Source organism: Pseudomonas alkylphenolica, from assembly GCF_016009175.1.
In the GTDB taxonomy this organism is placed as follows: domain Bacteria; phylum Pseudomonadota; class Gammaproteobacteria; order Pseudomonadales; family Pseudomonadaceae; genus Aquipseudomonas; species Aquipseudomonas alkylphenolica_B.
In genome coordinates, this window is record NZ_JADUCM010000001.1 from 79,409 (window position 1) to 102,251 (window position 22,843).

Consider the following 22,843-nt stretch of genomic DNA (forward strand, 5'->3'; position numbering starts at 1 on the left):
CATGAACAATACCCACGCTTTGGCTGGCTTTCTGGCGGACCTGCAATTCGAGGCCATCCCGTCATCGGTGATGCGCCGCGCCGAGGACCTGTTTCTCGACTGGCTCGGCTCTGCGCTGGCCAGCAAAGGCTCGCACCCGGTGCCGTTGTTCGAGCGCTATGCGGCACTGATGGGCCCTGATCGCGGCGCCTCGACGATTATCGTCAGCGGCAAGACAACCTCCTCGTATTTCGCCGCGCTAGTGAACGGTGCGTCCTCGCATTTGGTGGAGCAGGACGACCTGCATAACAGCTCGGTGCTGCACCCGGCGACGGTGGTGTTCCCGGCGGTGCTGGCGGCGGCCCAGGAGCTGAACAAATCCGGGCGGGAGCTGCTGGTGGCCTCGGTGGCAGGCTACGAAGCGGGCATTCGCATCGGCGAATTCCTCGGGCGCTCGCACTATCGGATTTTCCACACCACGGCGACGGTGGGCACCCTGGCCGCTGCAGTCGCGGTCGGCAAGCTGCTGGGCTTCAACAAGGAACAGTTCATCAACCTGTTCGGCAACGCCGGCACGCAAGCCGCCGGTCTTTGGGAGTTCCTCCGCGATGCCGCAGACTCCAAGCAATTGCACACCGCCAAAGCGGCGGCCGACGGTTTGCTCGCCGCGTACCTGACCGAAGACGGCCTGACTGGCGCGAGGAATATTCTTGAGGGCGAGCAGGGCATGGCCGCCGGGATGTCCACTGACGCCGACCCTTCGAAGCTCGCCGATCGCCTCGGCGAGCGCTGGGCCCTGGCCGAGACCTCCTTCAAGTTCCACGCCTCGTGCCGGCATACCCACCCGGCCGCCGATGCGCTGCTGGCGGTGATGCAAAAGGAAAACCTCAAGGCGGCCGACATCGCCTCGGTGGTCACCCATGTGCACCAGGGCGCGATCGATGTGCTGGGGCGGGTGACGGTGCCGCAGACCGTGCACCAGGCCAAGTTCTCCATGGGCACCGTGCTGGCGCTGATTGCCGTGCACGGCAAAGCCGGGCTGACCGAGTTCCAGTCGCTGGCGCTCACCGACCCTGAGGTCGTCGCCTTTCGCGAGCGGGTCAGCATGCAACTGGACCCGGAGGTCGACGGCGCCTACCCCGAGCGTTGGCTGGGGCGGGTCAGCATCACCACCAACGAAGGCCGGGTAGTCGCCGGTGCCATCGATGAACCCAAGGGCGACCCGGGCAACACCCTGAGCCGGCCAGAGCTGGAAGACAAGTTCGCGCGCCTGGTGCGCTTCTCGAATGCGCTGGACCCGGTGCAGTCAAACACCCTGATCAATCGCGTGTGGTCCCTGGACGACACGCGCAACCTGGCGGCGCTGACGGAGTTCGACCATGAGTGAGCAAAACGCTTCCCCACGTCCGTTGGACGGCATCACCGTGGTGAGCCTTGAACACGCCATTGCGGCGCCTTTTTGCACCCGCCAGCTGGCGGACCTGGGTGCCCGCGTGATCAAGATCGAACGGCCGGCGGGCGGTGATTTCGCCAGGGCCTACGACACCCGCACCAAGGGCCTGGCGTCGCATTTCGTGTGGACCAACCGCTCCAAGGAAAGCCTCACGCTTGATGTGAAGAAAGACGGTGCCGACACGATTCTCGAAGCGCTGCTGGCCAAGGCCGACGTTCTCGTGCAGAACCTCGCACCCGGCGCGGCGGCACGTATGGGGCTGTCCTTCGAAGCGCTGCGCGAGCGCTTCCCCCGGCTTGTTGTCTGCGACATCTCCGGGTACGGCGAGGGCGGGCCGTATGAGCAGAAGAAGGCCTACGACCTGCTGATCCAGAGCGAGGGCGGGTTTCTCTCGGTGACCGGTGGCGTAGGGGAGAACGAACTGGCCAAGGCGGGGTGCTCGATTGCCGACATCGCTGCCGGCATGTACGCCTACACCGGTATTTTGTCGGCATTGATGCTGCGCGAAAAAACCGGGGTTGGCAGCCGCGTGGATGTCAGCATGCTCGAAAGCCTGGTCGAGTGGATGGGCTACCCGATGTACTACGCATTCGACGGTGCTGAGCCGCCGGCGCGGGCCGGTGCCGCGCATGCGACCATTTATCCGTATGGTCCATTTCCCGTCGGCGACGGCGATACGATCATGCTTGGGCTGCAGAACGAGCGTGAATGGGCGCTATTCTGCGAACGCGTGCTGCGCCAACCGCAACTGCTGGCTGATGATCGTTTCAGCTCCAATGCCAAGCGTTCCGCCAACCGTCAGGCGCTGCGTGCGATCATCGTCAGCGTGTTTGCCGACCTCGGCATTCAGGAAGTGGTCAGCCGCCTCGATCAGGCGCCCATCGCCAACGCCAAGGTCAATGACATGCACGGCGTGTGGAAGCACCCGCAATTGCAGGCGCGCAAGCGTTGGGTGGATGTCAGTAGCCCCAAGGGCGAGCTGCCGGCGTTGTTGCCGCCGGGTGTCAACAGCGCATTCACCCCGCGCATGGATGCCATCCCCGGGCTGGGTGAGCACAGTGAAGCGGTACTCGCCGAGCTGGGGTATTCGGTGAACGACATCGAGCAGTTGAAAACGGCGGGGGTGATATGAGCATGGCGCTGGAACCCTCGGTCAAGACCGCGCTGTTCGTGCCGGGCAGTCGTCCTGACCGGTTTGCCAAAGCACTCGCCACGGGTGCCGACCGGGTGATCGTTGACTTTGAAGATGCTGTTGAAGAAGCGCTGAAGCAGCAGGCGCGGGCGAACCTTGCGGCCTTCCTTGCCGCCAACCCTGAGGTGACGGTGGTGGTCAGGGTCAACGCCTGCGGCCACCCGGAGCATGAGGCAGACCTGGCGTTCTGCAGGGGCTTCGCTCAGGTCTCGGCGATTCTGTTGCCCAAAGCCGAGTCGGCCGAACAGGTGAACCATGCCGCCCTGAGTGGCAAGCGCATCTGGCCCTTGATCGAAAGCGCAGAGGGCCTGCGCAACCTCGCTGAAATAGCCTTCGCCAACGGCGTTGAACGCCTGGCGTTTGGTGCACTGGACCTTGGCCTGGACCTGGGTTTGCAGGCCACCAGCACCGCTGCGGTGCGGATCTTCGATCAGGTGCGCTACAGCATCCTGCTCAACACCCGGCTGGCCAGATTGGCCAGGCCGCTTGATACGGTGTTCCCCGATTTTTCCGATAGCGAGGGGTTGGCAGCCTTTGCTCGGGATGCCCTGCACATGGGCTTTGGCGGCATGCTGTGCATCCATCCGGCGCAGGTGCCGGTGGCGGCGGCGGTGTTTCAACCGTCGGCGCAGGAGATCGAGTGGGCGCGCAAGGTGCTGCAGGCGGCAGAGGGCGCACCGGGTGCATTCAGGCTCGAAGGCAAAATGATCGACGCCCCCGTCATCGCCGCCGCCCGCCGGGTACTCAAACGCGACTAGGCCGGTGAGCGCTTCGCGCTCAATCGCAGGCTATCGCCAGCTCCCACAGGTACATCACCGTTCTCAAAATCCCTGCCGAACCTGTAGGCGCTGGCGACAGCCTGCGATCTGCCGCACAGCGGCAGCAAACCCTATGCACACGTTGCACCAGACGTATCGAGCCGGCAAGCCTGGCGCCTACAGGTGCGACGGGCTGGCATGAATCCTTGAAGTGCGGTATTGGTGTCGCGCCAATTTCAAGGAGATCGATGTGGAGTGGTATGAATCGTTGTTTTTGCAGGCTTGCGGCCATGTCCTCACGCAGTCGCGTGTGGCCAACCTGCGCCGGGTCAGCGGAGTCCTGAACCTGGATACCGAGCCTACCCGCGACCTTGTCGCCGCCTACCAGCGCGGCGTCGAGCTGGTGTTCAGCGTTGCCGAAATGCAGCAGAAGCTGGCCTCAGGTGCCGAGTGCGTGTTGCTCCTGCTGGTGCATGAACATCAGTTTTCCAGCACCCTGGAACAACTGCAAATCAAGCACGACGTGGTCTTGAGCGCCACCTTGCGCACCGACGCAAGGTCGAGTGACTTCTCCAATTACCATATCGACGTAGCGCTGATCCGCAAGACCTCGGCTGGCACCATGGGGATCGCACACTAAACCCCAGCGTTACAGGATCTTGAACGGAACGTTGATGATCAGACGGCGATCAGTAAGCCAGGCCAGGGCGCGCATGCACGCCATCACTCAGTCGCCTGGCAAGGCTTTGAACGGTCGCCCGGTCCTTTTCGGCATTGGCTGTAGCGTCCGCTGCTTCGGCCTTTTGCGCGGCCTGGATCAGCTGGAAGTTGCGGTTGCGTAATTGCACATTGCGACCCACCCGCAGGTTGGAGCGCGCGGCCAGGGTTTGCGCCTGCTCGTACTGGCCCTGCTGCAGGCGCAATACACCCAGGTAGTGCAGCGTCGCGGGGTTGTTCGGCTGGATCTGCAGGGCCCGCTCCAGCGTGGCCGCGGCCTGGTCCAGTTGCCCATCGGCATACTGCTGCGAGGCGGTTTCAATCAGGGTGGTGGAGGCGGTGTTGCTGCGTGAGGCACTGCCACGCTCGGCAGCCACCGCGCACAGCGACGTGGCGGCGCAGCACGCCAGGATCAGGCCTGGCAAAAAATTCAGGGTGGGCATCAGGGACGGACTCGGCTGATCTCGGGCGGCACCGTTGCGCTACGGGCCTTAAGCATTGCTCGGCTGGGCCCAATAGACTGGTTCGGCAACCTGAAGTTCCCGCGGCACAGCCGCCAAATCGCTGGGGTGTGATCAGTTCAGCACGATGATCTTCGACACCAGCTCCGCGCTGTTTTTCGCTTGCAGTTTCTTCATCAACCGCGCCCGGTGAACCTCCACCGTGCGATGCGAAATCGCCAGCTTGCGGCCGATCTCCTTGCAGGTCAGGCCGTTGACGATGTGCGCGGAGATCTCCCGCTCCCGAGGGGTAAGGTTGACTGTGGGGCGGAAAACCCGGTCCATGCGCTCGAAGTGCCACACCATCAGCTGGAACGGGTCGTCCGGGGTCAGGGTGTAGCCGTTGGCTCGCGCCCAGAACACTTCGCCGCTGCGGTGCTGCATGAAGCGCTCATCCGAGTAGGCACCGTTTTTGGCATGGCGCAGCCAGCTCAGGCTGCGCTCGCCAATGATGTTGAAGTCGGCCTGTGAGGGGTAGAGCTTGAGGATCAGTTCGCCCAGCAGTTCCTCGCGCTCGTAGCCGAACAGGGTCTGGAAGGCTTCGTTGAGGTCAAGCATGCGGCGGTTGCCGGTGATCACTTGCGGCGCAGGCGATACCTGGAAGGCCAGGCGTTCAAGGTCTTGCAACTGTCGGGCTGGGTCGGTCATGGCGCAGGCCTCCCTCGTTCTTGTGAGTTTTCGCCCTGCAGTATCCACCAGTCGGGATACTCATCCCTATACGTAGTTGCACGAATAGCGAGGGCTTCAAGGTTGGGGCCATTGTAAGGAGCGCCTGTTCAACCAGAAGGATAAAAACCATGGCTAGCGATTCCGTCAGCATCGTCGCCGCCGCGCATTCGCGCTTTGGCCGCTTGACCGATGCCACCCTCGAAGACCTGATTGTCGATGGCACTCGTGCCGCCCTGGCGGATGCGCAGGTGGACGCGTCGGAAATCGACGCGCTGTTTCTCGGCCACTTCAACTCCGGGCTGGTGCCGGACGGTTTTGCGGCGTCGCTGATGTTGCAGGCCGACCCGGCGCTTCGCTTCAAGCCCGCTACGCGTTGCGAGAATGCCTGTGCCTCGGGCTCGGCGGCGATTCAGGCGGGGATCAATGCGATCTTGTCCGGCAGCGCTGAGCTGGGGCTGGTGGTGGGCGCAGAGAAGATGACCTGCAACTCCACCGCGCACGTCACCACGGCCCTGGCCGGGGCGGGCTATCAGCACGATGCGGAAGAAGCCGGGCTGAGTTTCCCACAGCTGTTCGGGCTGGCGGCGGCGCGCTACGAGCAGCAGTACCAGAGCCCGCTTTCGGCCATGGCGGCGATTGCCGCAAAGAACCACGCCAATGCCATGAGCAACCCCCTGGCGCAGATGCACAAGGCGATGAGTTTTGAGCACTGCAACACGGTATCTGAAAGCAATCCCTACATCGCCAGGCCACTGCGCTTGACCGACTGTTCGCTGGTCACCGATGGCGCGGCGGCAATTGTGCTGGCCTCGCCGGCGCGTGCCCGGCAGTTCCGCCGCGAAGTGGCAATCAGGAGCCTGGTGCAGGTCAACGATTTCCTGCCGTTGTCGCAGCGCAACCTGCTGGCCTTTGAGGGGCCGCAGCGAGCGATTCAATCCGCCCTGGGCAAGGCGCAGGTGACCTTGAACGACCTGGACTTTGCCGAGGTGCACGACTGCTTCACCATCGCCGAACTGCTGATCTACGAAGCCATGGGCCTGGCCCCGCATGGGCAGGGCCATCGGGCGCTGGAGGAGGGCATCGTCCAGCACGGCGGCACGCTGCCGGTGAACCTTTCCGGCGGGCTCAAGGCCAAAGGGCACCCGGTGGGGGCGACGGGCGTATCGATGCATGCCCTGGCGTTCGGGCAACTGACCGGCAACCCGATCGGACTGGCGGCGCCAAATGCCGAGTTCGGGTTGCTGTTCAACATGGGCGGTATGGCGGTGGCCAACTACGCCTCGGTGCTTCAGGCACGGAGGGCGTGAGTGTGAACATTGCCAATTGGTTGCACAGCGCCGCCCAGCGCTGGCCAGAACGCCCGGCGCTGTTTGCGGGGCAAACGCAGATTGCCGATTACCAGACCTTTGCCGCCAACGTGCGCGGCCTGGCGTATCAGCTGATCCACGAACACGGGGTTGAACCGGGTGATCGTGTGGCGCTGTTCATGAAGAACTGCTGCGAGTACCTGGAGCTGATGTACGCCGTGTGGTGGATCGGCGCGGTAACGGTGCCGATCAATTGCAAGCTGCACCGCAGCGAGGCCGGCTGGATCGCCGACAACGCCCAGGCACGGTTGATCTTTACCGATGACGGCCAGGTGTTCGCCCCCGGTGAACTGGCGGGCGACTGCCGCGAGCAGGCCGGTCACGGGCGCGTCGTCGAGGGCGTCGGCGCTGCACTGGCCACGCCGTACACCTGCGACGCCGATCACCTGGCCTGGCTGTTCTACACCTCGGGCACCACCGGGCGCTCGAAAGGGGTGATGCTCTCGCACGGCAATCTGACGGCGATGTCCTTGTGCTATTCGTTGGACGTCGATGTGCTCAGCGGCCATGAGGCGGTGGTGTACGCCGCGCCGATGTCCCATGGCGCGGGCTTGTACAACTTCATTCATGTGCGTTGCGGCGCCCGGCATGTGGTGCCGGAGTCCCGTGGGTTCAAGGCCGAAGAAGTGTTCGAGCTCGCCAGCGGCCTCGGTGAGGTTTCGCTGTTTGCCGCGCCGACCATGGTCAAGCGCCTGGTCGAACAGGCGCGCCTGACCGGGTACGGCGGGGAAGGGATCAAGACCATCGTCTACGGTGGCGCGCCGATGTACCTGGCCGACCTGCAGGACGCCGTCGATACCTTCGGCCCGCGATTGGTGCAGATCTACGGCCAGGGCGAGAGCCCGATGACCATCAGCGCCTTGCCCCGCGAGGTGGTTGCCGATCGTCAGCACCCGGACTGGGCGCGTATCGCCTCGTCCGTGGGGCTGGCGCATGCCTGCGTGGATGTACGCGTCGTCGACGCCGACCTGTGTCCGCTGGCCGCCGGGCAACCCGGGCAGATCGTGGTGCGCGGGCCGACCGTGATGCACGGCTACTGGCGCAACGAAGCCGCCAGTCGCGAGACGCTGGTCGATGGCTGGCTGCTGACCGGCGACATCGGCTATTTCGACGAACGCGGCTACCTGACCCTCACCGACCGCTGCAAGGACGTGATCATTTCTGGCGGCAGCAACGTGTACCCGCGCGAGGTGGAAGAGGTGCTGGCCTTGCACCCCGACGTGTTCGAAGTGTGTGTGGTGGGCGAGGCCGATGCCGAGTGGGGCGAGTCGGTGGTGGCCTTTGTGGTTGCCCGCGATGAGCGACTGCTGGATGAGCACGTACTCACGGCCTGGTTCACCGCACGCATGGCTTCGTTCAAGAAACCGAAGAAATACCTGTTCCGCACCGAACTGCCGAAGAACAGCTACGGCAAGGTGCTCAAGACCGAACTGCGTCACTGGCTCAAGGAGGCCGCAAGCACTGCCGCGATTTCGTGAAAGGCTCCTTCACACCTGGTTTCCATCAATAAGAACAAGACAGGAATACAGCTATGGCAACGCAACAGCACAACCCGGCCCGGCAACGGCGGCGCGCCTTTATCGGTGCGACCTCGGGGCACCTTATCGAGTGGTACGACTACGGCGTGTACGGCTTTCTGGCGGTGTACATCGGCCAGGCGTTTTTCGTCTCCGATGACCCGACCACCAGTTTGCTCAGCAGCTTTGCCGCTTTTGCCTTGAGCTTCTTTATCCGGCCATTGGGCGGGCTGTTCTTCGGCCCGCTGGCTGACAAGATCGGCCGGCGCAAAACCCTGATCACCGTGCTGGTGATGATGGCCGGTTCCACCTGCCTGTTGGGCATGCTGCCCACCTATGCCTCCATCGGCATCGCCGCACCGATCCTGTTGGTGCTGATCCGCTGCGTGCAGGGCTTCTCTGCCGGTGGCGAGATCGGCACCATTACCAGTTTCATTTCCGAGTACGCGGGGCCGGGGCGCCGGGGCTTTTCCACTTGCTGGCTGATGGTCACCGCAGTGTTGGGGCTGGTGCTCGGCGGCGTGGTCGCCAACGGCATGACCTGGGCATTGGGTGCCGAGCTGATGCAGGAATGGGGCTGGCGCATTCCGTTTCTGGTTGCCGGGCCGATGGGCCTGATCTCCATGTACATCCGCCTCAAGCTGGAAGACAGCCCGGAGTTTCTCGCCCTGCAAAAAGCCGGGGAAACCTCCAAGGCGCCGCTGCGTGAAGTGTGGCAGTGGAAGCGGGCGATCACCCTGGTGTTTTTCATCATCACCCTGCACAGCTCGATCTTTTACCTTGTGCTGACCTTTGCCTCGACCTACATGTCGCGCATCCTCAAGTTCGACAGTGGTACTACGCTGCTCTACGTGTTCATTGCCAGCCTGACGGCGGCGTTCGTCATGCCCTTTGGCGGCATGTTCACCGACCGCTATGGGCGCAAGCCGTTCCTGATGGTGGTGGGCGTGCTGGCGACGCTGGCGATGTACTGGTTCTTCAAGGCCGCCCCCACGGCCACGGCGGGCTCGTTCTTTTTCCCGCTGATGGCGGTGGCGATCCTGTTCGGGCTGTACGCGTCGTCTACCTACGCGACCATGAGTGAACTGCTGCCGACGCGCATTCGTTCCACGGGTATTGCCGTGGCGTACAACATTCCGGTGGCGGTGTTTGGCGGCAGTGCGCCGTTGATTTCGACCTGGCTGATTCAGCAGACCGGGGATATTTCCTCGCCCTGGTACTTCTATATCGGTACCGGCGTGGTGTCGCTGATTGCCCTGGTGGTGTTGCGCAAGGAGGACTTTGTTGCCTGCCACAGTGCTACCGAATCGCAGCCGGCGCCGCTGGATGTGAGGCTGGCGGGCAGCGTGTTGTAGCGCTGGCGACCGCTTCGCGCTCGATCGCAGGCTGTCGCCAGCTCCTACAAACACACACATGGTGGGAGCTGGCGACAGCCTGCGATTGAGCGCGCAGCGCTCACTTGGACAACGTCCAGAAAGACAGTTTCCCATCTACCCCCAGCGGTGTATGTACAGCCGCAAGCCCGCATTGATAGCGTTACCCCCACGTACTGTTTACGTCACACCGCTTTTCATTAAAAAAACAACAGTGGAGGGGTGCGTTATGAGTAGTTTGAAGTTGAGCCGAAGCCTGGGGTTCTGGGCGGCCTACTCCACGTCGGTGGGCCTGGTGGTTTCAGGGACGGCCATGGTAGCGCTGGGTAACGGCTACGGGGTGTCCGGGCCCGCTTTCAGTGTGGTGGCGCTGTTGGCGCTGGTGGTGATCCTGTGCATCGCCATGTCCTATTCCGAGCTGGCCGCGATGCTGCCGGGCGCCGGCATGGTGGGGGAGTACACGCTGCCGGCACTGGGCAAACTGCCGGCGCTGTTTGCGGTGCTCGCCGGCTACATCGTGCTGGTCGGCACCGACGGCGGTACCAACATGATCATCGGCGGCCAGTCGCTGGAACGCTTGACCGGCATGCCCTGGTACCTGTTTTCCCTGGGTATCCTTGCGGTGCTGGTGGCCATCAACCTCAAGGGCGTGGACCTGTTCGGGCGGGTGCAAACGACGCTGGCCATCGCCATGATGCTGATGCTGGGCCTGGTGGGCGTCTGGGGCTTGTCCGGCTTTCAAACCGCGCCGCAACTGGCCGAGCAACCGGCGTTCTCGGTGATTTCCTGGCAAGACCAGCTTGGCCACCTGAGCCTGGCGATCTGGCTGTTCATCGGCATGGAATTCGTCGCCCCCCTGGCCGAAGAGGTCAAGAACCCGGGGCGCACCATCCCCCTGGCGATGATTTTCGGCTGCGCCAGTATCTGGCTGGTCGACCTGCTGTTCGGCTTGAGCATCACCCGCTACCTGTCGCTGGAAGAGCTGGCCGCATCGACCATCCCGCATGTCGACGGCGCAGCGGCGATGCTCGGGCAACCCGGTCTGATCCTGATGGGCAGCATCTCGATCCTGGCAGCGGTGACCACTTGCGACACCTACCTGATTGCAGTGCCGCGCATGCTCTACGGCCTGTCGCGCGAAGGCATGCTGCCAAAGATTTTCTCCTGGCTGCACCCGACGGCCAGAACGCCCTGGTTCAGCATTTTCTTCGTGGTGGCGTTGATCCTCATCGTGTTGCTGTATGCCATGGCCAACCATGCCGACATCGCCCTGATCACCATGATGATCAGCGTTGCCTGCACCACCTGGTTGATGTCGTACCTGATTGCGCAAGTGAACGTGCTGGTGCTGCGCGCCAAATACCCCAATGCCCACCGTCCGTTCAAAACGCCGCTTTACCCGCTGCCGCAACTGGTCGGTATCGCCGCGTGCCTGTACATGATCGGTTCGCTGGTGGCAGACACCCAGGTCCTCGGCATCGCCGTGGTGTGCTCGGCGTTGATCCTGGCGTTTGGGGTCATTTACCTGAAGAAGACCGGGCAGGCCCTGTTCCAGCCGGTGCCGCTGGAAGAGGTACTGCGCCGCATTGTGCATCGTTCGGAGTCGATCGATGAGCCAGGTGATGGCGCCGAGAATGCCTTGCTCGCCCAGTTGAAACGCCAGTAAGCCGACGCCGGAGTGCACATGGATCTCTATTCGATCATCGACCGCCGCGCGCAACAGATGCTGCGCGATACGGTTTCACGCTTTGACGCCTACATCGGGCCTGAGGCTACCGAAGGCGAACGCGAGGTGGCGGGCCTTGACCATCGCCTGGCAGCGGATGACCTGGTGCTTGAGCATCGGCTGTCCAGCAAGCTGATTGGCCGCATCTACACCTGCCGCTGGCGCTGGAAGGTGGCGGTGGACCTGGGCACCACGTCGACGGTGATCCGCCTGCGTTACCGCGGCTGGAAACCGTCGAACCGAACCGCCGGGTTTGTCGGGCCGGCGCACAGCAGTGCCTTGTGCGAGCAGCTGAACGCCAGTGAGGTGCTGCTGCCACTGTGCATGGCCATGGAACTCGGGGAATTGAGTATCCATTACCACGCCGCCGAGCACTGCTGCGAGGTGGTGCTGCGTCCCAACTACGGCGACTTCGTGTGGATGCTCATACCGCCGGTTAAATACGGGCGCCAGCCGACCCCCGCAGAGGTGGACAGCACGGTGCTGCTGATTCACGAAATTTCTTTGATTCTCCAAGCCAACAGTGCAATAGCACTCGCAAGCTGAGCGTCGCAATCAATCGGTCAACCGTGCACAGGCTGCGGCCTGTGCGTGAGGGACCTGTGTTGCCAAAAAATGACTTCATGAGGATGTCGCCATGCTGGAATCGAACAAGCAAACCATGACCGCCGCCGTACTCCGTGAGCTGGGCGGGCCGCTGAACCTTGAGCAGGTGCCGGTACCGGTACCGGGGATCGGCGAAATTCTAATCAAGGTGGTGGCCTGCGGTGTGTGCCACAGCGATGTGCATGCCTGCGACGGCGACTGGCCAAGCCCGCCGAACCTGCCGCTGATTCCCGGCCATGAAGTCACCGGGCACATCGCCGCGTTAGGCGAAGGGGTGAGCGGCTACGCGGTAGGCGATACCGTCGGTGTGCCCTGGATGTACAGCGCCTGTGGCGCCTGCGAGTACTGCCGGGCGGGGATGGAAACCATCTGCAAGCAAGGCGAGGCCACCGGCTATACCAAGCCTGGCGGTTATGCCGAGTACATGATCGCGCCGGCGGCGTTTGTCGCTAAGGTGCCGGAAGGCGCTGATTTGTACGCGCTGGCGCCGATCCTCTGCGCCGGGGTTACCACCTACCGGGGGCTGAAGCGCTCCGGGGCGCGCCCGGGGCAATGGATGGCCGTAATCGGCATTGGCGGCCTGGGCCACGTTGCCGTGCAGTATGCCAAGGCCATGGGGCTGCGGGTGGTCGCCGGTGATGTCAGCGACGAGAAACTGGAGCTGGCCCATCGCCTGGGTGCCGAGCGTGTGTACAACGTACTGAAAGACCCGGAAAGTGCCATCCATGCCGAACTCGGTGGCGTGCACGGCGTGCTGGTGACGGCGACCTCGAACAAGGCGTTCGAGTTGGCAGTGAAATTGCTGCGTCCGGGCGGCACGGCGATCTACATTGGTCAGCCGGGCGGCGCGGCGGATGAAGTGCGCAGTTCCATCGACCGTATCGTTAACTGGGAGCTGTCGATCCGCGGCTCCAACGTCGGCACCCGCCAGGACCTGCATGAGGCGGTGGAGTTTGCTGCCAATGGCCTGGTCAAGGTCGAGGCGAGCCTGACCACCCTGGAAGAGATCGGCGAAATCTTCGACCGGATTCGCCAAGGGACGGTGGTAGGCCGCAAAGTGTTGAAAATTTCCTGACCCCGGCGCGGTGGGTGCATAAGGCCCACCGCGTTGTTTATCTGGAGCGCAAGCATGAATGCCGATACTCAGCTTTACATCAATGGCCACTGGGTGGACCCGATCAAGGGCGGGACCTTCGACACCCTCGACCCGAGCAATGAAACGCTGATCGCCCGGGTCGCCGCTGCCAGCGCCGCCGATGTCGACCTGGCCGTGCAGGCTGCCCGTGAGGCGTTCGATGAAGGGCCCTGGCCGCAGATGAGCGGTTCGGCCCGTGCTGTCGTGCTGCGCCGGATGGCGCAAGGCATCCGCGACCGGCAGCAGGAACTGGCTGAACTTGAGGTGCGCGACAACGGCAAACCGCTGCCCGAGGCGCTGTGGGACATCGGCGATACCGCCGGCTGCTTCGATTTTTATGCCGACCTTGCCGAAGGCCTGGACAGCAACCAGGAGCATGCTGTCGCGCTGGCCGATGAGCGTTTCAGTGCGGTGGTGCGCAAGGAGCCGGTGGGTGTCGCCGGGGCCATCATCCCGTGGAACTTCCCCATGCTGATGGCCGCCTGGAAAGTTGCACCGGCCCTGGCAGCCGGTTGCTGCATGGTGCTCAAACCGTCCGAGCTGACGCCGCTGACCGCGCTGGAACTGGCACGTATTGCCGATGCCGCCGGGCTGCCGGCCGGGGTGTTGAACGTGTTGCCGGGCTTGGGCCAGGACGCCGGCGCCGCGCTGGCCGAGCACCCGGGGATCGACAAGCTGGCGTTCACCGGCAGCGTACCCACCGGCAGCCGCATCATGCAGGCGGCCGCCCGCGACATCAAAAACATCAGCCTGGAGCTGGGCGGCAAGTCGCCGTTCATCATCTTTGCCGACAGCGATATCGAAGCGGCCGTCGAATGGATCATGTTCGGCATTTTCTGGAACCAGGGCCAGGTGTGTTCCGCCACCTCGCGCGTGCTGGTTCAGCGCGAGCTGTATGCGCCGTTGCTTGAACGGCTGAAGGAGGAAGCCGCCAAGGTCCACATCGGTCACGGCATGGACGCCGGCGTGCTGCTCGGGCCGCTGGTCAGCAAGGGGCAGTACGACAAGGTACTCACCGCGATTACCGCCGGGCAGGAGGAGGGCGCTCGTCTGGTGTACGGCGGTGCGCGTCCGGCCGGCTTTGACAAGGGTTTCTACCTGCAGCCGACCATCTTTGCCGATGTGCCGCAAGACAGCTGGATCTGGCGTGAAGAAATCTTCGGCCCGGTGGTGTGTATCCGCGCGTTCGACGATGAGCTGGAGGCCGTGCGCTCTGCCAACAATTCGCGTTTCGGCCTGGCGGCGGCAGTGATGTCCAAGGACTTGGCGCGCGCCGAGCGGGTTGCCCGCAAGCTGCGTGCCGGCATCGTCTGGATCAATTGCTCGCAACCCACCTTCACCGAAGTGCCCTGGGGCGGCTATAAGCACAGTGGTATCGGCCGCGAGCTGGGCGAGTGGGGCTTGAACAACTACCTGGAGGTCAAGCAGATTACCCGCTACGACAGTGACCAGGCTTGGGGCTGGTACCTGAAATAAGCCCTGGGGCGCAAGGAGGCTTGTCGACATGCAAATGCACCTGACTGACTGGACCCGCAGCGTCGTCGATGTGCTCGCGCACCCGGCCGGGCGCCAGCAACTGCAGGCGCTTGCCGCCTGGTTGCGGCGCCTGAGCATTACCGATCACTTCGTTTTGTTCGTCTATGAAGGCAGCTATCGCCCGTTATCGCTGTTCGACACCTTTACCGACGAACAGCGCTGCATCTTCATCGACGAGTACCAGACCGGCCCCTATCTGCTCGACCCGTTCTACCTGGCGGGTCATCCGGCACAGTCAGAGGGCGTGTACAGCATGCGCCAGCTGGCGCCGGACCAGTTCTACAACAGCGAATACTTCCTGACCTATTACCACCACCTCGGCTTGTGTGAAGAGGTCGGGTTTTTCATCACCCTGCGGGCCGATACCCATGCCGTGCTGTCGCTGATGCGCCGCCGCGGGCGCACGCGCTTTCACGAGGATGAAATCAGGCAACTGGAGAGTGCCATGCCGGTGGTCAGTGCCGCCGTGCGCGCCGCCTGGGAGGCAAACAGCCTGGCGGCCGAGCGGCCCGTGGATGAACACGACCACCTGGTCCAGGAGGCGTTTGCCAACTTCGGCCGGGGTTTATTGACCGAGCGCGAGTGTGAAGTGGTCAGGCTGTTGCTGCAGGGACACTCCAGCCAATCGATTGCGCAGAAACTGCGGATCAGCCCGGCGACGGTCAAGGTTCACCGCAAGAATCTTTATGAAAAACTGGAGATCGGCAGCCAGTCTGAGTTGCTGGCCCTTTTCATCCAGGCGATCAAGGGGGAATCGTCCAGACGCCCTAGCAGCATGGCAGATCGAGACTATAGTAACGTCTAAAAAACGGGGTCAGGGATGCTGCTATGTCTACGATAGAGTTGTCGTCACCGCAGAGCCTTCGCAGGCGTGTTATCTGGGCCGGGGCGTTGAATATCGGGTCTATCCTGGCCTCTCAGGTGATACGCCTGGGTGGTAACCTGGTCGTCACCCGTTTGCTGATACCGGAGATGTTCGGCCTGATGGCCATCGCCACCGCCGTGTCGGTGCTGTTGTTGCTGCTGTCCGATGTCGGTTTGCGACAGAACGTCATCCAGAGTGCGCGTGGCGACGATCCGGCGTTCCTCAACACCATCTGGACCGTGCAGATCATTCGCGGCTTTACCCTGTTTGTGGTGATGCAACTGGTGGCGCTGACCTCCTGGGTCACCCAGCAGATGGAACTGTGGCCCGCCCATTCCACCTATGCCGACCCGCAGCTGCCGCTGGTGCTGGCCGTTACCGGGTTCTTCGCCATTCTGTATGCCTTCCAGTCGACGAACATCGACGTGGCCATCCGGTTGTTCCAGCAAAAACGGGTGGTGCTCGCCGAGCTGATTTCGCAGATTGCCGGCCTGGTGGTGATGCTGGTGGCCGGCTACCTGACCCGCTCGATCTGGTCGATGGTGGCCTCGGGGCTTGTCAGTACCCTGGTGCTGACCGTGCTCAGCCACACCATGTTCCAGGGCCCGAGAAACCGCATACAGTGGGACCCCGAGGCCTTTCGCGAGATCTTCAACTACGGCCGCTGGATCCTGCTGTCGTCGGCGGTAGGGGTGCTGGCCATGCAGGGTGACCGGATCTGGTTCGGCGGCACCATGACCGTGGCCGAGCTCGGGGTGTACTCCATCGCCGTGGGCATTCTGCTGGCGATCCAGACCAGCCTGTTGCGCCTGGCCGGGGCGGTCGCCTTGCCGGCCTTCAGTGAGGCGGCGCGCAGTGGCGACATGGACCGGCTGCGCAAGCTGTACTTTCGCTTCCGCCTGCTGTTCGACTTCGTTTCGCTGTTCGCCTGCGGCTTCTTGCTGACCGCCAGCCCGTTGATCATCGGCTGGCTGTACGACGCGCGCTATGCCGGCGCCGGCGAGATGATGGCGATCCTCTCGCTGTCGTTCTTTACCTTGCGCTACAGCCTTACGCACCAGATCTGGATGGCCCTCGGGCTGACCAAGTACATGGCCATGGACAACATCATCCGGGTGGTGGCGCTGTTCACCCTGTTGCCGTTGCTGCTGGCCATCGGCGGGGTGACCTGGGGGCTTTGGGGCGTGGCCCTGCATACCTACTTCACGCTGTTCCTGATCTTCAAGGTCAGCCACCAGCTGGGCATGCTGAGCATCAAACGTGAACTGGTGGTGCTGCCCTTTATGGTGCTCGGTGCCTTGGCCGGGGCTTTTGTAACCCGACTTTTTGCCTGAATGCAGGCTAATGGGCGTCTGAGGACCTGGCACATGAATGTGATCGAGTATTTTGATCGGGCAAGAATCATCAACATGGCGTCACGCAAGGACCGCCGGTTGGAAACCGAAGAAGAGTTCGCGCGCAACGGCTTTGGCATTGACGGCGAAAAAACCGGCTTCTTCAAGGCGATTACGGTCAGTGAAGGCAAAGGCTTCCCGAGCATTGGTGTTCGGGGCTGCTTTTTAAGTCACCTGGGGGTGCTGGAAGAAGCCATGCGCCTGAACGCGAAAAACGTCCTGGTCATGGAAGACGACATCCAGTTTTCCAGGGCCATCGCCGAGCATGGCCGCAAGGCTGTCGAGTCGTTGCAGGGGATGGAGTGGGATGTCCTGTATTTTGGGCATCCGTTTGATGTCGATTCGAATTCACCCGGCTGGAAACAGGTCGACCGGCCGATTCACCTGACCCATTTCTATGCGATCAATGCCCGATGCTTCGAGACCCTGAGGGATTTTCTGGTGCAGGTGAAGGAGCGTCCGCCGGGGCATCCTGACGGTGGTTCGATGCATTTTGACGCTGCGCTCAATACCCTGATTCACAAGAACAAGGATATCGCGGCGTATTACTTCACCTGGAACCTGGGCTACCAGCGCCCGTCGCGCACCGACCTGCACGACCTGTCCATCCTCGACCGGCTGATGTTCCTGCGCCCGCTCATGGACATGCTCAGAAGGGTAAAAGCCAAACGCCTGAGAGTGACGCGTTAGTCGCTTTCGCGGGTAAACCCGCTCCCACAGGGGACAAATGCAATCCTTGTGGGAGCGGGTTTACCCGCGAATGCATCAGAAGTGAGCTTTGATCAGCAGGCTGATGGCGCTCTGGTCGGTGCCACCGAGAATTTCCGAGCCCACGAAGCCATCGTCATCGATCCCGTACTTGTTGCTCCAGTAGTCGTACTCGACCCCGACATACACCTTCTTGCCGTAGCCGAACGCCTTGGCTACGTCGTACTTGATCTGCGGGTTGAAGTGCAGGTTGGCGTGGTAGCTCTTGTCGTTGTCCACCACCCAGTCCATGAAGCCGTCGATCACCAGGTCCGAATTGCCGACCGGGATGGTGTAGCTCCACACCGGGGTAATCTGCCAGACGTTGTTGCCGTCGCGTTTGCCGTCCGGCGTGCGCAGGTAGGTGTTGAGCTGGAAGTAGTCGAAGCCCGGAATGTTCAGGTCAACCGCCGGGCCGATCAGGTACGCCTCGACATCGTCCTCGCCAAACTCATAGGTGGTGGACAGCAGCACGTCCTTGATCGGCCCGTAGGAGAAATTGGTGCCGGTCAGCTTGCTCAGGGAAAACCGCGGGCTGAACTCGCCGTAGAAGGTATGGCCATCGCCAGCGCCGTTGGTGGCGTCGGTGTTGTATTTGATGCCGTCGACGAACATGAACAGGTCACCAAAGCTCCAGCCGCTGGCATGCTCGAAGGTCACGGTTTGCTGCTTGGGAGGATCGACGGTGAAGTCGACGCCGTTCAGGTAGGTCAGGCTGTTGTCCTGCCATTGCAGCAGGTCGCCGGCTTGGCTGTGCTGGGCGGCAAACAGGCTGCCGAGCAGCAGTAGCGAGGGGGTGGTGCACTTCATTAACGCGCTCCTAATCATGGGGGTAGGTTTCTCTGAACCTGTCGTGTTGGTCAATTGGCGCAGTGCTGCGCCAATCTGTGGCGTGCCTTGACTCAGGCATCTACTTCTTCGCGGCGGTAGGCGTAGGTCTCGGCAAAGCGCGAGAGCATGTAGTCGCTGCAGGAAATCGGCGCGTACTTGGCGGGGTATTCAGGGCTCTGGCAGCCGGGCAGGCAGCTGATCTCGGTGTCCGGGTGCGGTTCGGCGAAAAACGGCATGGAGTAGCGGTCGAGCCCCAACGGGCTGACTACCCGGTGCGGGGTGGACTTGTAGCGATCGTTGCTCCAGCGCGCCATCATGTCGCCGATGTTCACCACGTAGGTGTCGGCAATCGGCGGCGCGTCGATCCATTCGCCACGCACATCCTGCACCTGCAGGCCGCCGGTGGCGTCCTGGTACAGCAGGGTGATGCAGCCATAGTCGGTGTGCGCGCCGGCCCCCTGTTGCTCGGCGCTGCTGGCGGTCTGGCGGGGCGGGTAGTGGATCATGCGCAGCACACTGATCGGGTCGGCGAAGCGCCGGTCGAAGAAGTCTTCTTCGATCCCCAGGGCCAGCGCCATGGCACGCAACAGGGTCAGCGACATCGCGTGCATATCTTCGTAATGACGCTGCATCAACGCTTCCCAGCCGGGAATGGCCGGGTGCAGGTTGGGCCCGCGCAGGGGTTTACCGGCCTGTACGTCAGGGTGCTCGGCGGCGAGGTGAAAGCCCATGTCGAAGGTTTCTTTCAGGTCGCTCGGTTTGCTCGGGTCCAGTTGTTCGGTGGCAACGGCGCCGTAACCCCGGTGGTGGACCGTGCGGGTAATGTCGATGCGCAGCTTTTCTTCGGCCGGGCGGGCGAAAAAGTCCTCGGCGGCGGCCTTCAGCTCGGCGATGCGCGACGGCGAAATCGGATGGCCCTTGATGTAGTAAAACCCCCACTCACGGCAGGCATGGTCAATCTGCTGGGCAACGACCATCCAGGCGTCGGGGTCGTTGGCATAGAGCGGGGCGATATCGATGATCGGCAGTGTCTTCATGGTTGCTCCTGGTGGGGGCAGGTGCTGCGAGTCTTCTCGTACCCAGGGCAGCGGAACGGGCGCCGAAGGACGCCCGGGTAACGGGGTTTACTGCGGCATTTGCGCGGTGATGCCTTTGACGTAGTAGTTCATGCCTGCCAGTTCGGCGTTGCTGGCCACGCTGCCAGCGGCAATGCGCACCTCGCCTTTCTGGTCGAGGATCGGGCCGGCGAAGGGGTGGAACGAGCCATCCTTGATGCCCGCGATGATCTGCTCGGCTTCGGTTTTGACGTCCGCCGGTACCAGCGGGCTGATCGGCAGCTCGATGGTGCCTTCAGCCAGGCCGCCCCAGTAGTCCTGGGATTTCCAGGTGCCGTCGATCACTGCCTGGGTGCTGCGGATGTAGTGCGGGCCCCAGTTGTTGACGATGGAGGTCAGCACCGCCTTCGGACCGAAGTGCGCCATGTCCGAGGCATAGCCGATGGCGTAGACGCCACGACGTTCGGCGGTCTGGATCGGCGCCGGGCTGTCGGTGTGCTGGAACACCACGTCGACACCCTGGTCGATGAGGGCGTTGGCCGCGTCGGCTTCTTTGCCCGGATCGAACCAGGAGTTGACCCACACCACCTTGATTTCAGTGCCCGGGTTGTACTTGTCCAGGGCCAGCTGGATGGCGTTGATGTCGCGGATCACTTCCGGAATCGGGAAGGAGGCGATGTAGCCGATCTTCTTGCTCTTGGTCATTTTGGCGGCCAGGAAGCCACCGACGTAGCGGCCTTCATAGGAGGTCGACAGGTAGGTGCCGAGGTTCTTGTCCTGCTTGTAGCCGGTGGCGTGCTCGAAGGTGGCTTTGGGGAATTGCTTGGCGACCTTGGCAGTCGGGTTCATGTAGCCGAATGAGGTGGTGAACACCAGGTCGTAGCCGCCCTTGGCCATGTTGCGGATCACCCGTTCGGCGTCGGCGCCCTCGGCCACGTTCTCGACGAAGCTGGTCTGGACCTTGTCACCGAACTGCTTGATCAGCGCCTGGCGGCCTTGCTCGTGCTGGTAGGTCCAGCCGTGGTCGCCGATCGGGCCGATGTAGACGAAACCGACCTTGAGCGGGTCGGCGGCGTGAGCGCCAAGGGTGGCGGTCAGGCCAATGGCCGCGGCGACACCGAGTACCAGACGCTTGAGGGAAGGGATGGACATAAGGGTGGGGCTCCGTGTGGGTCGTGTTGTTCTTCTGGGCCGAAGGTGGCGATAGCCGTGTTGCAAAAAATTGACCAACAGGACAACAAGTCGAAAATTTGCTGCAACCCGCATGAAACCTGCGGGCTGCCGGGGCAATAAGTTGTCGAAGTGGTCAATAAACGAGCACGCAACGCCGTGCGCGGATGAATCTGGTGCAGGCCTCAGTGCCCGCCGCGCCATGGCTGGCCGAGGGACACGGGCGCGTACAGGCGGGTACGCACGGCATCGCGCGACAGCAGCACCAGCACCACGATGGTTGCCACATACGGCAGCATGGCCAGCAAGTTGGCCGGAATGCTGATGCCGATGCCTTGGGCCACCAGGTGGAGGATGCTCGCCAGGCCGAACAGGTAGGCGCCGAGCAGCACGCGCAGCACCCGCCAGCTGGCGAATACCACCAGGGCCAGGGCGATCCAGCCACGTCCGGCGCTCATGTTCTGGGCCCACATCGGTGTGTAGGCCAGCGACAGGTAAGCCCCGGCCATGCCGGCCATGGCGCCGCCGAACAGCACCGCCAGGGTGCGCACGCGCATCACCGGCAGGCCCATGGCGCTGGCCGCGTTCGGGTTCTCGCCGACGGCCGGCAGGATCAGGCCGAGGCGGCTTTTGAGCCGCGCCCAGGTGATCAGCGCGAACAGCGCGAACGACAGGTAAACCAGCACATCCTGGTTGAACAGCATGTGGCCGATCAGTGGAATGTCGCTGAGCAACGGGATGGCCAGCGGTTCAAAACCGGTCAGCGGCTTGCCGACCCAGGCCGAACCGACGAAGGCCGAGAGGCCGATGCCGAAGATCGTCAGGGCCAGGCCCGTGGCCACCTGGTTAGCCTGGCAACCGAGGGCGACCAGCGCGAACAATGCGGCCAGCAGCATGCCCGCCAGGCACGCCAGCAGTACCCCAAGCCACAGGCTGCCGGTAGAGAAGGCAACGATGAAACCAATCACCGCGCCGAACAGCATCATGCCTTCCTGGCCGAGGTTGAGTACGCCGGTTTTTTCACACACCAGCTCGCCGAGGGCCACCAGCAACAGCGGTGTGCCGCAGCGCACCATGGCGTAGAGGATGTTACTGATCAGATCGAGGTCCATGGGATGACTCCAAGTAAGGCGGGTGCGCTCAGGCCGGGGCGTGTTCGGTGTGTTGGCGGGCGGTCGGCCTGAACCAGCTGCCAAGGCGCACGCGGTAGAGAATCAGCAGGTCGCAGGCAAGCAGGAAGAACAGCATCATTCCCTGGAACAGCTCGGTCAGTGACTGCGGCAGGTTGAGGGTCATCTGGGCGTTCTCGCCACCGAGGTACAGCAGCGCCATCAGCAGCCCGGCGACGATGATGCCGAGCGGGTTGAGGCGGCCGAGAAAGGCCACGGTGATCGCGGCGTAGCCGTAACCCGGCGACACCTGCGGCACCAGCTGGCCAATCGGCCCGGTGACTTCGCTGACCCCGGCGAGCCCGGCCAGGCCACCGCTGATCAGCAGGGCCAGCCACACCAGGCGCTTTTCACGAAAGCCCATCAGCCCGGCGGCGCGGCTGTCGAGCCCGAGCACACGCACCTGAAAGCCGAGGAAACTGCGCGACAGCAGCACCCACACCGCTACTGCCGCCAGCAGCACCAGGTAGAAACCGGCGTGCAGGCGCACATCGTCGAACAGGGTCGGCAGGCGGCTGGCATCGGCAAACATTGCCGATTGCGGAAAGCTGAAGCCCTCGGGGTCTTTCAGCGGCCCGTGGACGAAGTACAGCAGCAGGTTCAGGGCGATGTAATTGAGCATGATCGTGGTGAGGATTTCGTTGGCATTGAAGTGCGTGCGCAGCCACGCCGCCAGCGCTGCCCACAACGCACCGGCGAGTACGCCGGTGAGGATCACCGCCGGCAACGCCAGCACTGAGTCGCAATCGAGGAGGTTGATCGCCAGCGCACTGCCCGCCAGCGCGCCGATCAGCAACTGGCCTTCGGCGCCGATGTTCCAGATGCGCGCCTGGTAGGCCACTGCCAGGCCCAGTGCGCAGAGCAGGATGGGGATGGCCTTGATCAACAGCTCCGAGACACCGTAAAAATCCTGTACCGGCTCGATCAGCAGGGTGTGGAAGGTCGCCAGCGGATCGTGGCCGAGGGCAGCAAACAGCAGGGCACCGCACAGCAATGTCAGCAGCGCGGCCAGCAGGGGTGACAGCAACAGATGACGACGTGACTGCTGCAGGCGGGGTTCGAGGGTCAGTAGCATGGGATTCTC

General features: G+C 63.0%; 20 protein-coding genes and 1 pseudogene. 14 read left to right on the plus strand and 7 right to left on the minus strand.

The genetic code is table 11. The features are described from left to right. The first annotated feature begins 1 nt into the window (after window position 1). The 4 genes from I5S59_RS00480 (at window position 2) to I5S59_RS00495 (ending at window position 4,022) form a co-directional block, all read left to right on the plus strand. Window positions 2–1,366 carry an MmgE/PrpD family protein gene (locus I5S59_RS00480; RefSeq protein WP_197874888.1) on the plus strand — a complete coding sequence of 455 codons (1,365 nt, stop codon included), beginning with the start codon at window positions 2–4 and terminating at the stop codon, window positions 1,364–1,366. Next, complete coding sequence (locus I5S59_RS00485) at window positions 1,359–2,564, plus strand: CaiB/BaiF CoA transferase family protein (RefSeq protein WP_197874889.1); 1,206 nt, start codon at window positions 1,359–1,361, stop codon at window positions 2,562–2,564. The genes I5S59_RS00480 and I5S59_RS00485 overlap by 8 nt, the downstream gene beginning before the upstream one ends. A gap of 2 nt (window positions 2,565–2,566) precedes the next feature. Beyond that, a complete protein-coding gene (locus tag I5S59_RS00490; RefSeq protein ID WP_420066428.1) occupies window positions 2,567–3,382 on the plus strand; it encodes an HpcH/HpaI aldolase/citrate lyase family protein in 816 nt (271 codons plus the stop codon). 250 nt (window positions 3,383–3,632) lie between these two features. Beyond that, a complete protein-coding gene (locus tag I5S59_RS00495) occupies window positions 3,633–4,022 on the plus strand; it encodes a hypothetical protein (protein WP_197874891.1) in 390 nt (129 codons plus the stop codon). A gap of 106 nt (window positions 4,023–4,128) precedes the next feature. Here the strand turns inward: I5S59_RS00495 and I5S59_RS00500 are convergent. Both I5S59_RS00500 and I5S59_RS00505 read right to left on the minus strand, forming a co-directional pair. Then, a pseudogene (locus I5S59_RS00500) lies at window positions 4,129–4,542 on the minus strand (tetratricopeptide repeat protein); the annotation flags it as partial. A gap of 132 nt (window positions 4,543–4,674) precedes the next feature. After that, complete coding sequence (locus tag I5S59_RS00505; protein WP_197874893.1) at window positions 4,675–5,247, minus strand: LuxR C-terminal-related transcriptional regulator; 573 nt, start codon at window positions 5,245–5,247, stop codon at window positions 4,675–4,677. Between the two features lie 149 nt (window positions 5,248–5,396). On the opposite strand from I5S59_RS00505, the gene I5S59_RS00510 reads away from it, so the two are divergent. The 10 genes from I5S59_RS00510 (at window position 5,397) to I5S59_RS00555 (ending at window position 17,477) form a co-directional block, all read left to right on the plus strand. Beyond that, window positions 5,397–6,575, plus strand: a complete 1,179-nt coding sequence (locus I5S59_RS00510; RefSeq protein ID WP_197874894.1) for an acetyl-CoA acetyltransferase — start codon at window positions 5,397–5,399, stop codon at window positions 6,573–6,575. A gap of 2 nt (window positions 6,576–6,577) precedes the next feature. Beyond that, window positions 6,578–8,113: a class I adenylate-forming enzyme family protein gene (locus I5S59_RS00515; protein ID WP_197874895.1), complete on the plus strand. Its 1,536-nt coding sequence runs from the start codon at window positions 6,578–6,580 to the stop codon at window positions 8,111–8,113. A gap of 53 nt (window positions 8,114–8,166) precedes the next feature. Beyond that, window positions 8,167–9,507, plus strand: a complete 1,341-nt coding sequence (locus I5S59_RS00520; RefSeq protein WP_232239505.1) for an MFS transporter — start codon at window positions 8,167–8,169, stop codon at window positions 9,505–9,507. 247 nt (window positions 9,508–9,754) lie between these two features. After that, window positions 9,755–11,191, plus strand: coding sequence for an APC family permease (locus I5S59_RS00525; RefSeq protein ID WP_197874896.1), 1,437 nt, complete (start codon window positions 9,755–9,757; stop codon window positions 11,189–11,191). 18 nt (window positions 11,192–11,209) lie between these two features. Further along, window positions 11,210–11,797, plus strand: coding sequence for a hypothetical protein (locus I5S59_RS00530; RefSeq protein WP_197874897.1), 588 nt, complete (start codon window positions 11,210–11,212; stop codon window positions 11,795–11,797). Between the two features lie 91 nt (window positions 11,798–11,888). Continuing rightward, window positions 11,889–12,932, plus strand: coding sequence for an alcohol dehydrogenase catalytic domain-containing protein (locus I5S59_RS00535; RefSeq protein WP_197874898.1), 1,044 nt, complete (start codon window positions 11,889–11,891; stop codon window positions 12,930–12,932). A gap of 54 nt (window positions 12,933–12,986) precedes the next feature. Beyond that, window positions 12,987–14,468 (plus strand): aldehyde dehydrogenase family protein, encoded by a 1,482-nt coding sequence (locus tag I5S59_RS00540; RefSeq protein WP_197874899.1) that lies wholly within the window; start codon window positions 12,987–12,989, stop codon window positions 14,466–14,468. Between the two features lie 28 nt (window positions 14,469–14,496). Continuing rightward, the gene (locus tag I5S59_RS00545; protein ID WP_197874900.1) at window positions 14,497–15,333 is read left to right on the plus strand and encodes a helix-turn-helix transcriptional regulator; all 837 of its coding nucleotides are present in this window, start codon (window positions 14,497–14,499) and stop codon (window positions 15,331–15,333) included. A gap of 23 nt (window positions 15,334–15,356) precedes the next feature. Further along, window positions 15,357–16,727: an oligosaccharide flippase family protein gene (locus tag I5S59_RS00550; protein WP_197874901.1), complete on the plus strand. Its 1,371-nt coding sequence runs from the start codon at window positions 15,357–15,359 to the stop codon at window positions 16,725–16,727. Window positions 16,728–16,760: 33 nt separating this feature from the next. Continuing rightward, window positions 16,761–17,477: a glycosyltransferase family 25 protein gene (locus I5S59_RS00555; protein WP_197874903.1), complete on the plus strand. Its 717-nt coding sequence runs from the start codon at window positions 16,761–16,763 to the stop codon at window positions 17,475–17,477. A gap of 75 nt (window positions 17,478–17,552) precedes the next feature. Here I5S59_RS00555 and I5S59_RS00560 read toward each other — a convergent pair whose 3' ends face one another. From I5S59_RS00560 to I5S59_RS00580, 5 genes are all read right to left on the minus strand, one after another. Further along, complete coding sequence (locus tag I5S59_RS00560) at window positions 17,553–18,344, minus strand: outer membrane protein OmpK (RefSeq protein WP_197874904.1); 792 nt, start codon at window positions 18,342–18,344, stop codon at window positions 17,553–17,555. Between the two features lie 92 nt (window positions 18,345–18,436). Further along, window positions 18,437–19,402 (minus strand): isopenicillin N synthase family dioxygenase, encoded by a 966-nt coding sequence (locus tag I5S59_RS00565; protein ID WP_197874905.1) that lies wholly within the window; start codon window positions 19,400–19,402, stop codon window positions 18,437–18,439. 87 nt (window positions 19,403–19,489) lie between these two features. Continuing rightward, the gene (locus I5S59_RS00570; protein ID WP_197874906.1) at window positions 19,490–20,572 is read right to left on the minus strand and encodes a BMP family ABC transporter substrate-binding protein; all 1,083 of its coding nucleotides are present in this window, start codon (window positions 20,570–20,572) and stop codon (window positions 19,490–19,492) included. Window positions 20,573–20,775: 203 nt separating this feature from the next. Continuing rightward, entirely contained in the window at window positions 20,776–21,702 is a 927-nt protein-coding gene (locus I5S59_RS00575; protein ID WP_197874907.1) for an ABC transporter permease, read from the minus strand. 28 nt (window positions 21,703–21,730) lie between these two features. Further along, window positions 21,731–22,834: an ABC transporter permease gene (locus I5S59_RS00580; RefSeq protein WP_197874908.1), complete on the minus strand. Its 1,104-nt coding sequence runs from the start codon at window positions 22,832–22,834 to the stop codon at window positions 21,731–21,733. Window positions 22,835–22,843 lie beyond the last annotated feature (9 nt).

Bases quoted from the DNA above. Each gene is read 5' to 3' on its own strand.
- I5S59_RS00480 (WP_197874888.1), top strand. From the start codon at position 2: ATGAACAATACCCACGCTTTGGCTGGCTTTCTGGCGGACCTGCAATTC.
- I5S59_RS00485 (WP_197874889.1), top strand. From the start codon at position 1,359: ATGAGTGAGCAAAACGCTTCCCCACGTCCGTTGGACGGCATCACCGTG.
- I5S59_RS00490 (WP_420066428.1), top strand. From the start codon at position 2,567: ATGGCGCTGGAACCCTCGGTCAAGACCGCGCTGTTCGTGCCGGGCAGT.
- I5S59_RS00505 (WP_197874893.1), bottom strand. From the start codon at position 5,247: ATGACCGACCCAGCCCGACAGTTGCAAGACCTTGAACGCCTGGCCTTC.
- I5S59_RS00510 (WP_197874894.1), top strand. From the start codon at position 5,397: ATGGCTAGCGATTCCGTCAGCATCGTCGCCGCCGCGCATTCGCGCTTT.
- I5S59_RS00520 (WP_232239505.1), top strand. From the start codon at position 8,167: ATGGCAACGCAACAGCACAACCCGGCCCGGCAACGGCGGCGCGCCTTT.
- I5S59_RS00525 (WP_197874896.1), top strand. From the start codon at position 9,755: ATGAGTAGTTTGAAGTTGAGCCGAAGCCTGGGGTTCTGGGCGGCCTAC.
- I5S59_RS00530 (WP_197874897.1), top strand. From the start codon at position 11,210: ATGGATCTCTATTCGATCATCGACCGCCGCGCGCAACAGATGCTGCGC.
- I5S59_RS00535 (WP_197874898.1), top strand. From the start codon at position 11,889: ATGCTGGAATCGAACAAGCAAACCATGACCGCCGCCGTACTCCGTGAG.
- I5S59_RS00540 (WP_197874899.1), top strand. From the start codon at position 12,987: ATGAATGCCGATACTCAGCTTTACATCAATGGCCACTGGGTGGACCCG.
- I5S59_RS00545 (WP_197874900.1), top strand. From the start codon at position 14,497: ATGCAAATGCACCTGACTGACTGGACCCGCAGCGTCGTCGATGTGCTC.
- I5S59_RS00550 (WP_197874901.1), top strand. From the start codon at position 15,357: ATGTCTACGATAGAGTTGTCGTCACCGCAGAGCCTTCGCAGGCGTGTT.
- I5S59_RS00555 (WP_197874903.1), top strand. From the start codon at position 16,761: ATGAATGTGATCGAGTATTTTGATCGGGCAAGAATCATCAACATGGCG.
- I5S59_RS00560 (WP_197874904.1), bottom strand. From the start codon at position 18,344: ATGAAGTGCACCACCCCCTCGCTACTGCTGCTCGGCAGCCTGTTTGCC.
- I5S59_RS00565 (WP_197874905.1), bottom strand. From the start codon at position 19,402: ATGAAGACACTGCCGATCATCGATATCGCCCCGCTCTATGCCAACGAC.
- I5S59_RS00570 (WP_197874906.1), bottom strand. From the start codon at position 20,572: ATGTCCATCCCTTCCCTCAAGCGTCTGGTACTCGGTGTCGCCGCGGCC.
- I5S59_RS00575 (WP_197874907.1), bottom strand. From the start codon at position 21,702: ATGGACCTCGATCTGATCAGTAACATCCTCTACGCCATGGTGCGCTGC.
- I5S59_RS00580 (WP_197874908.1), bottom strand. From the start codon at position 22,834: ATGCTACTGACCCTCGAACCCCGCCTGCAGCAGTCACGTCGTCATCTG.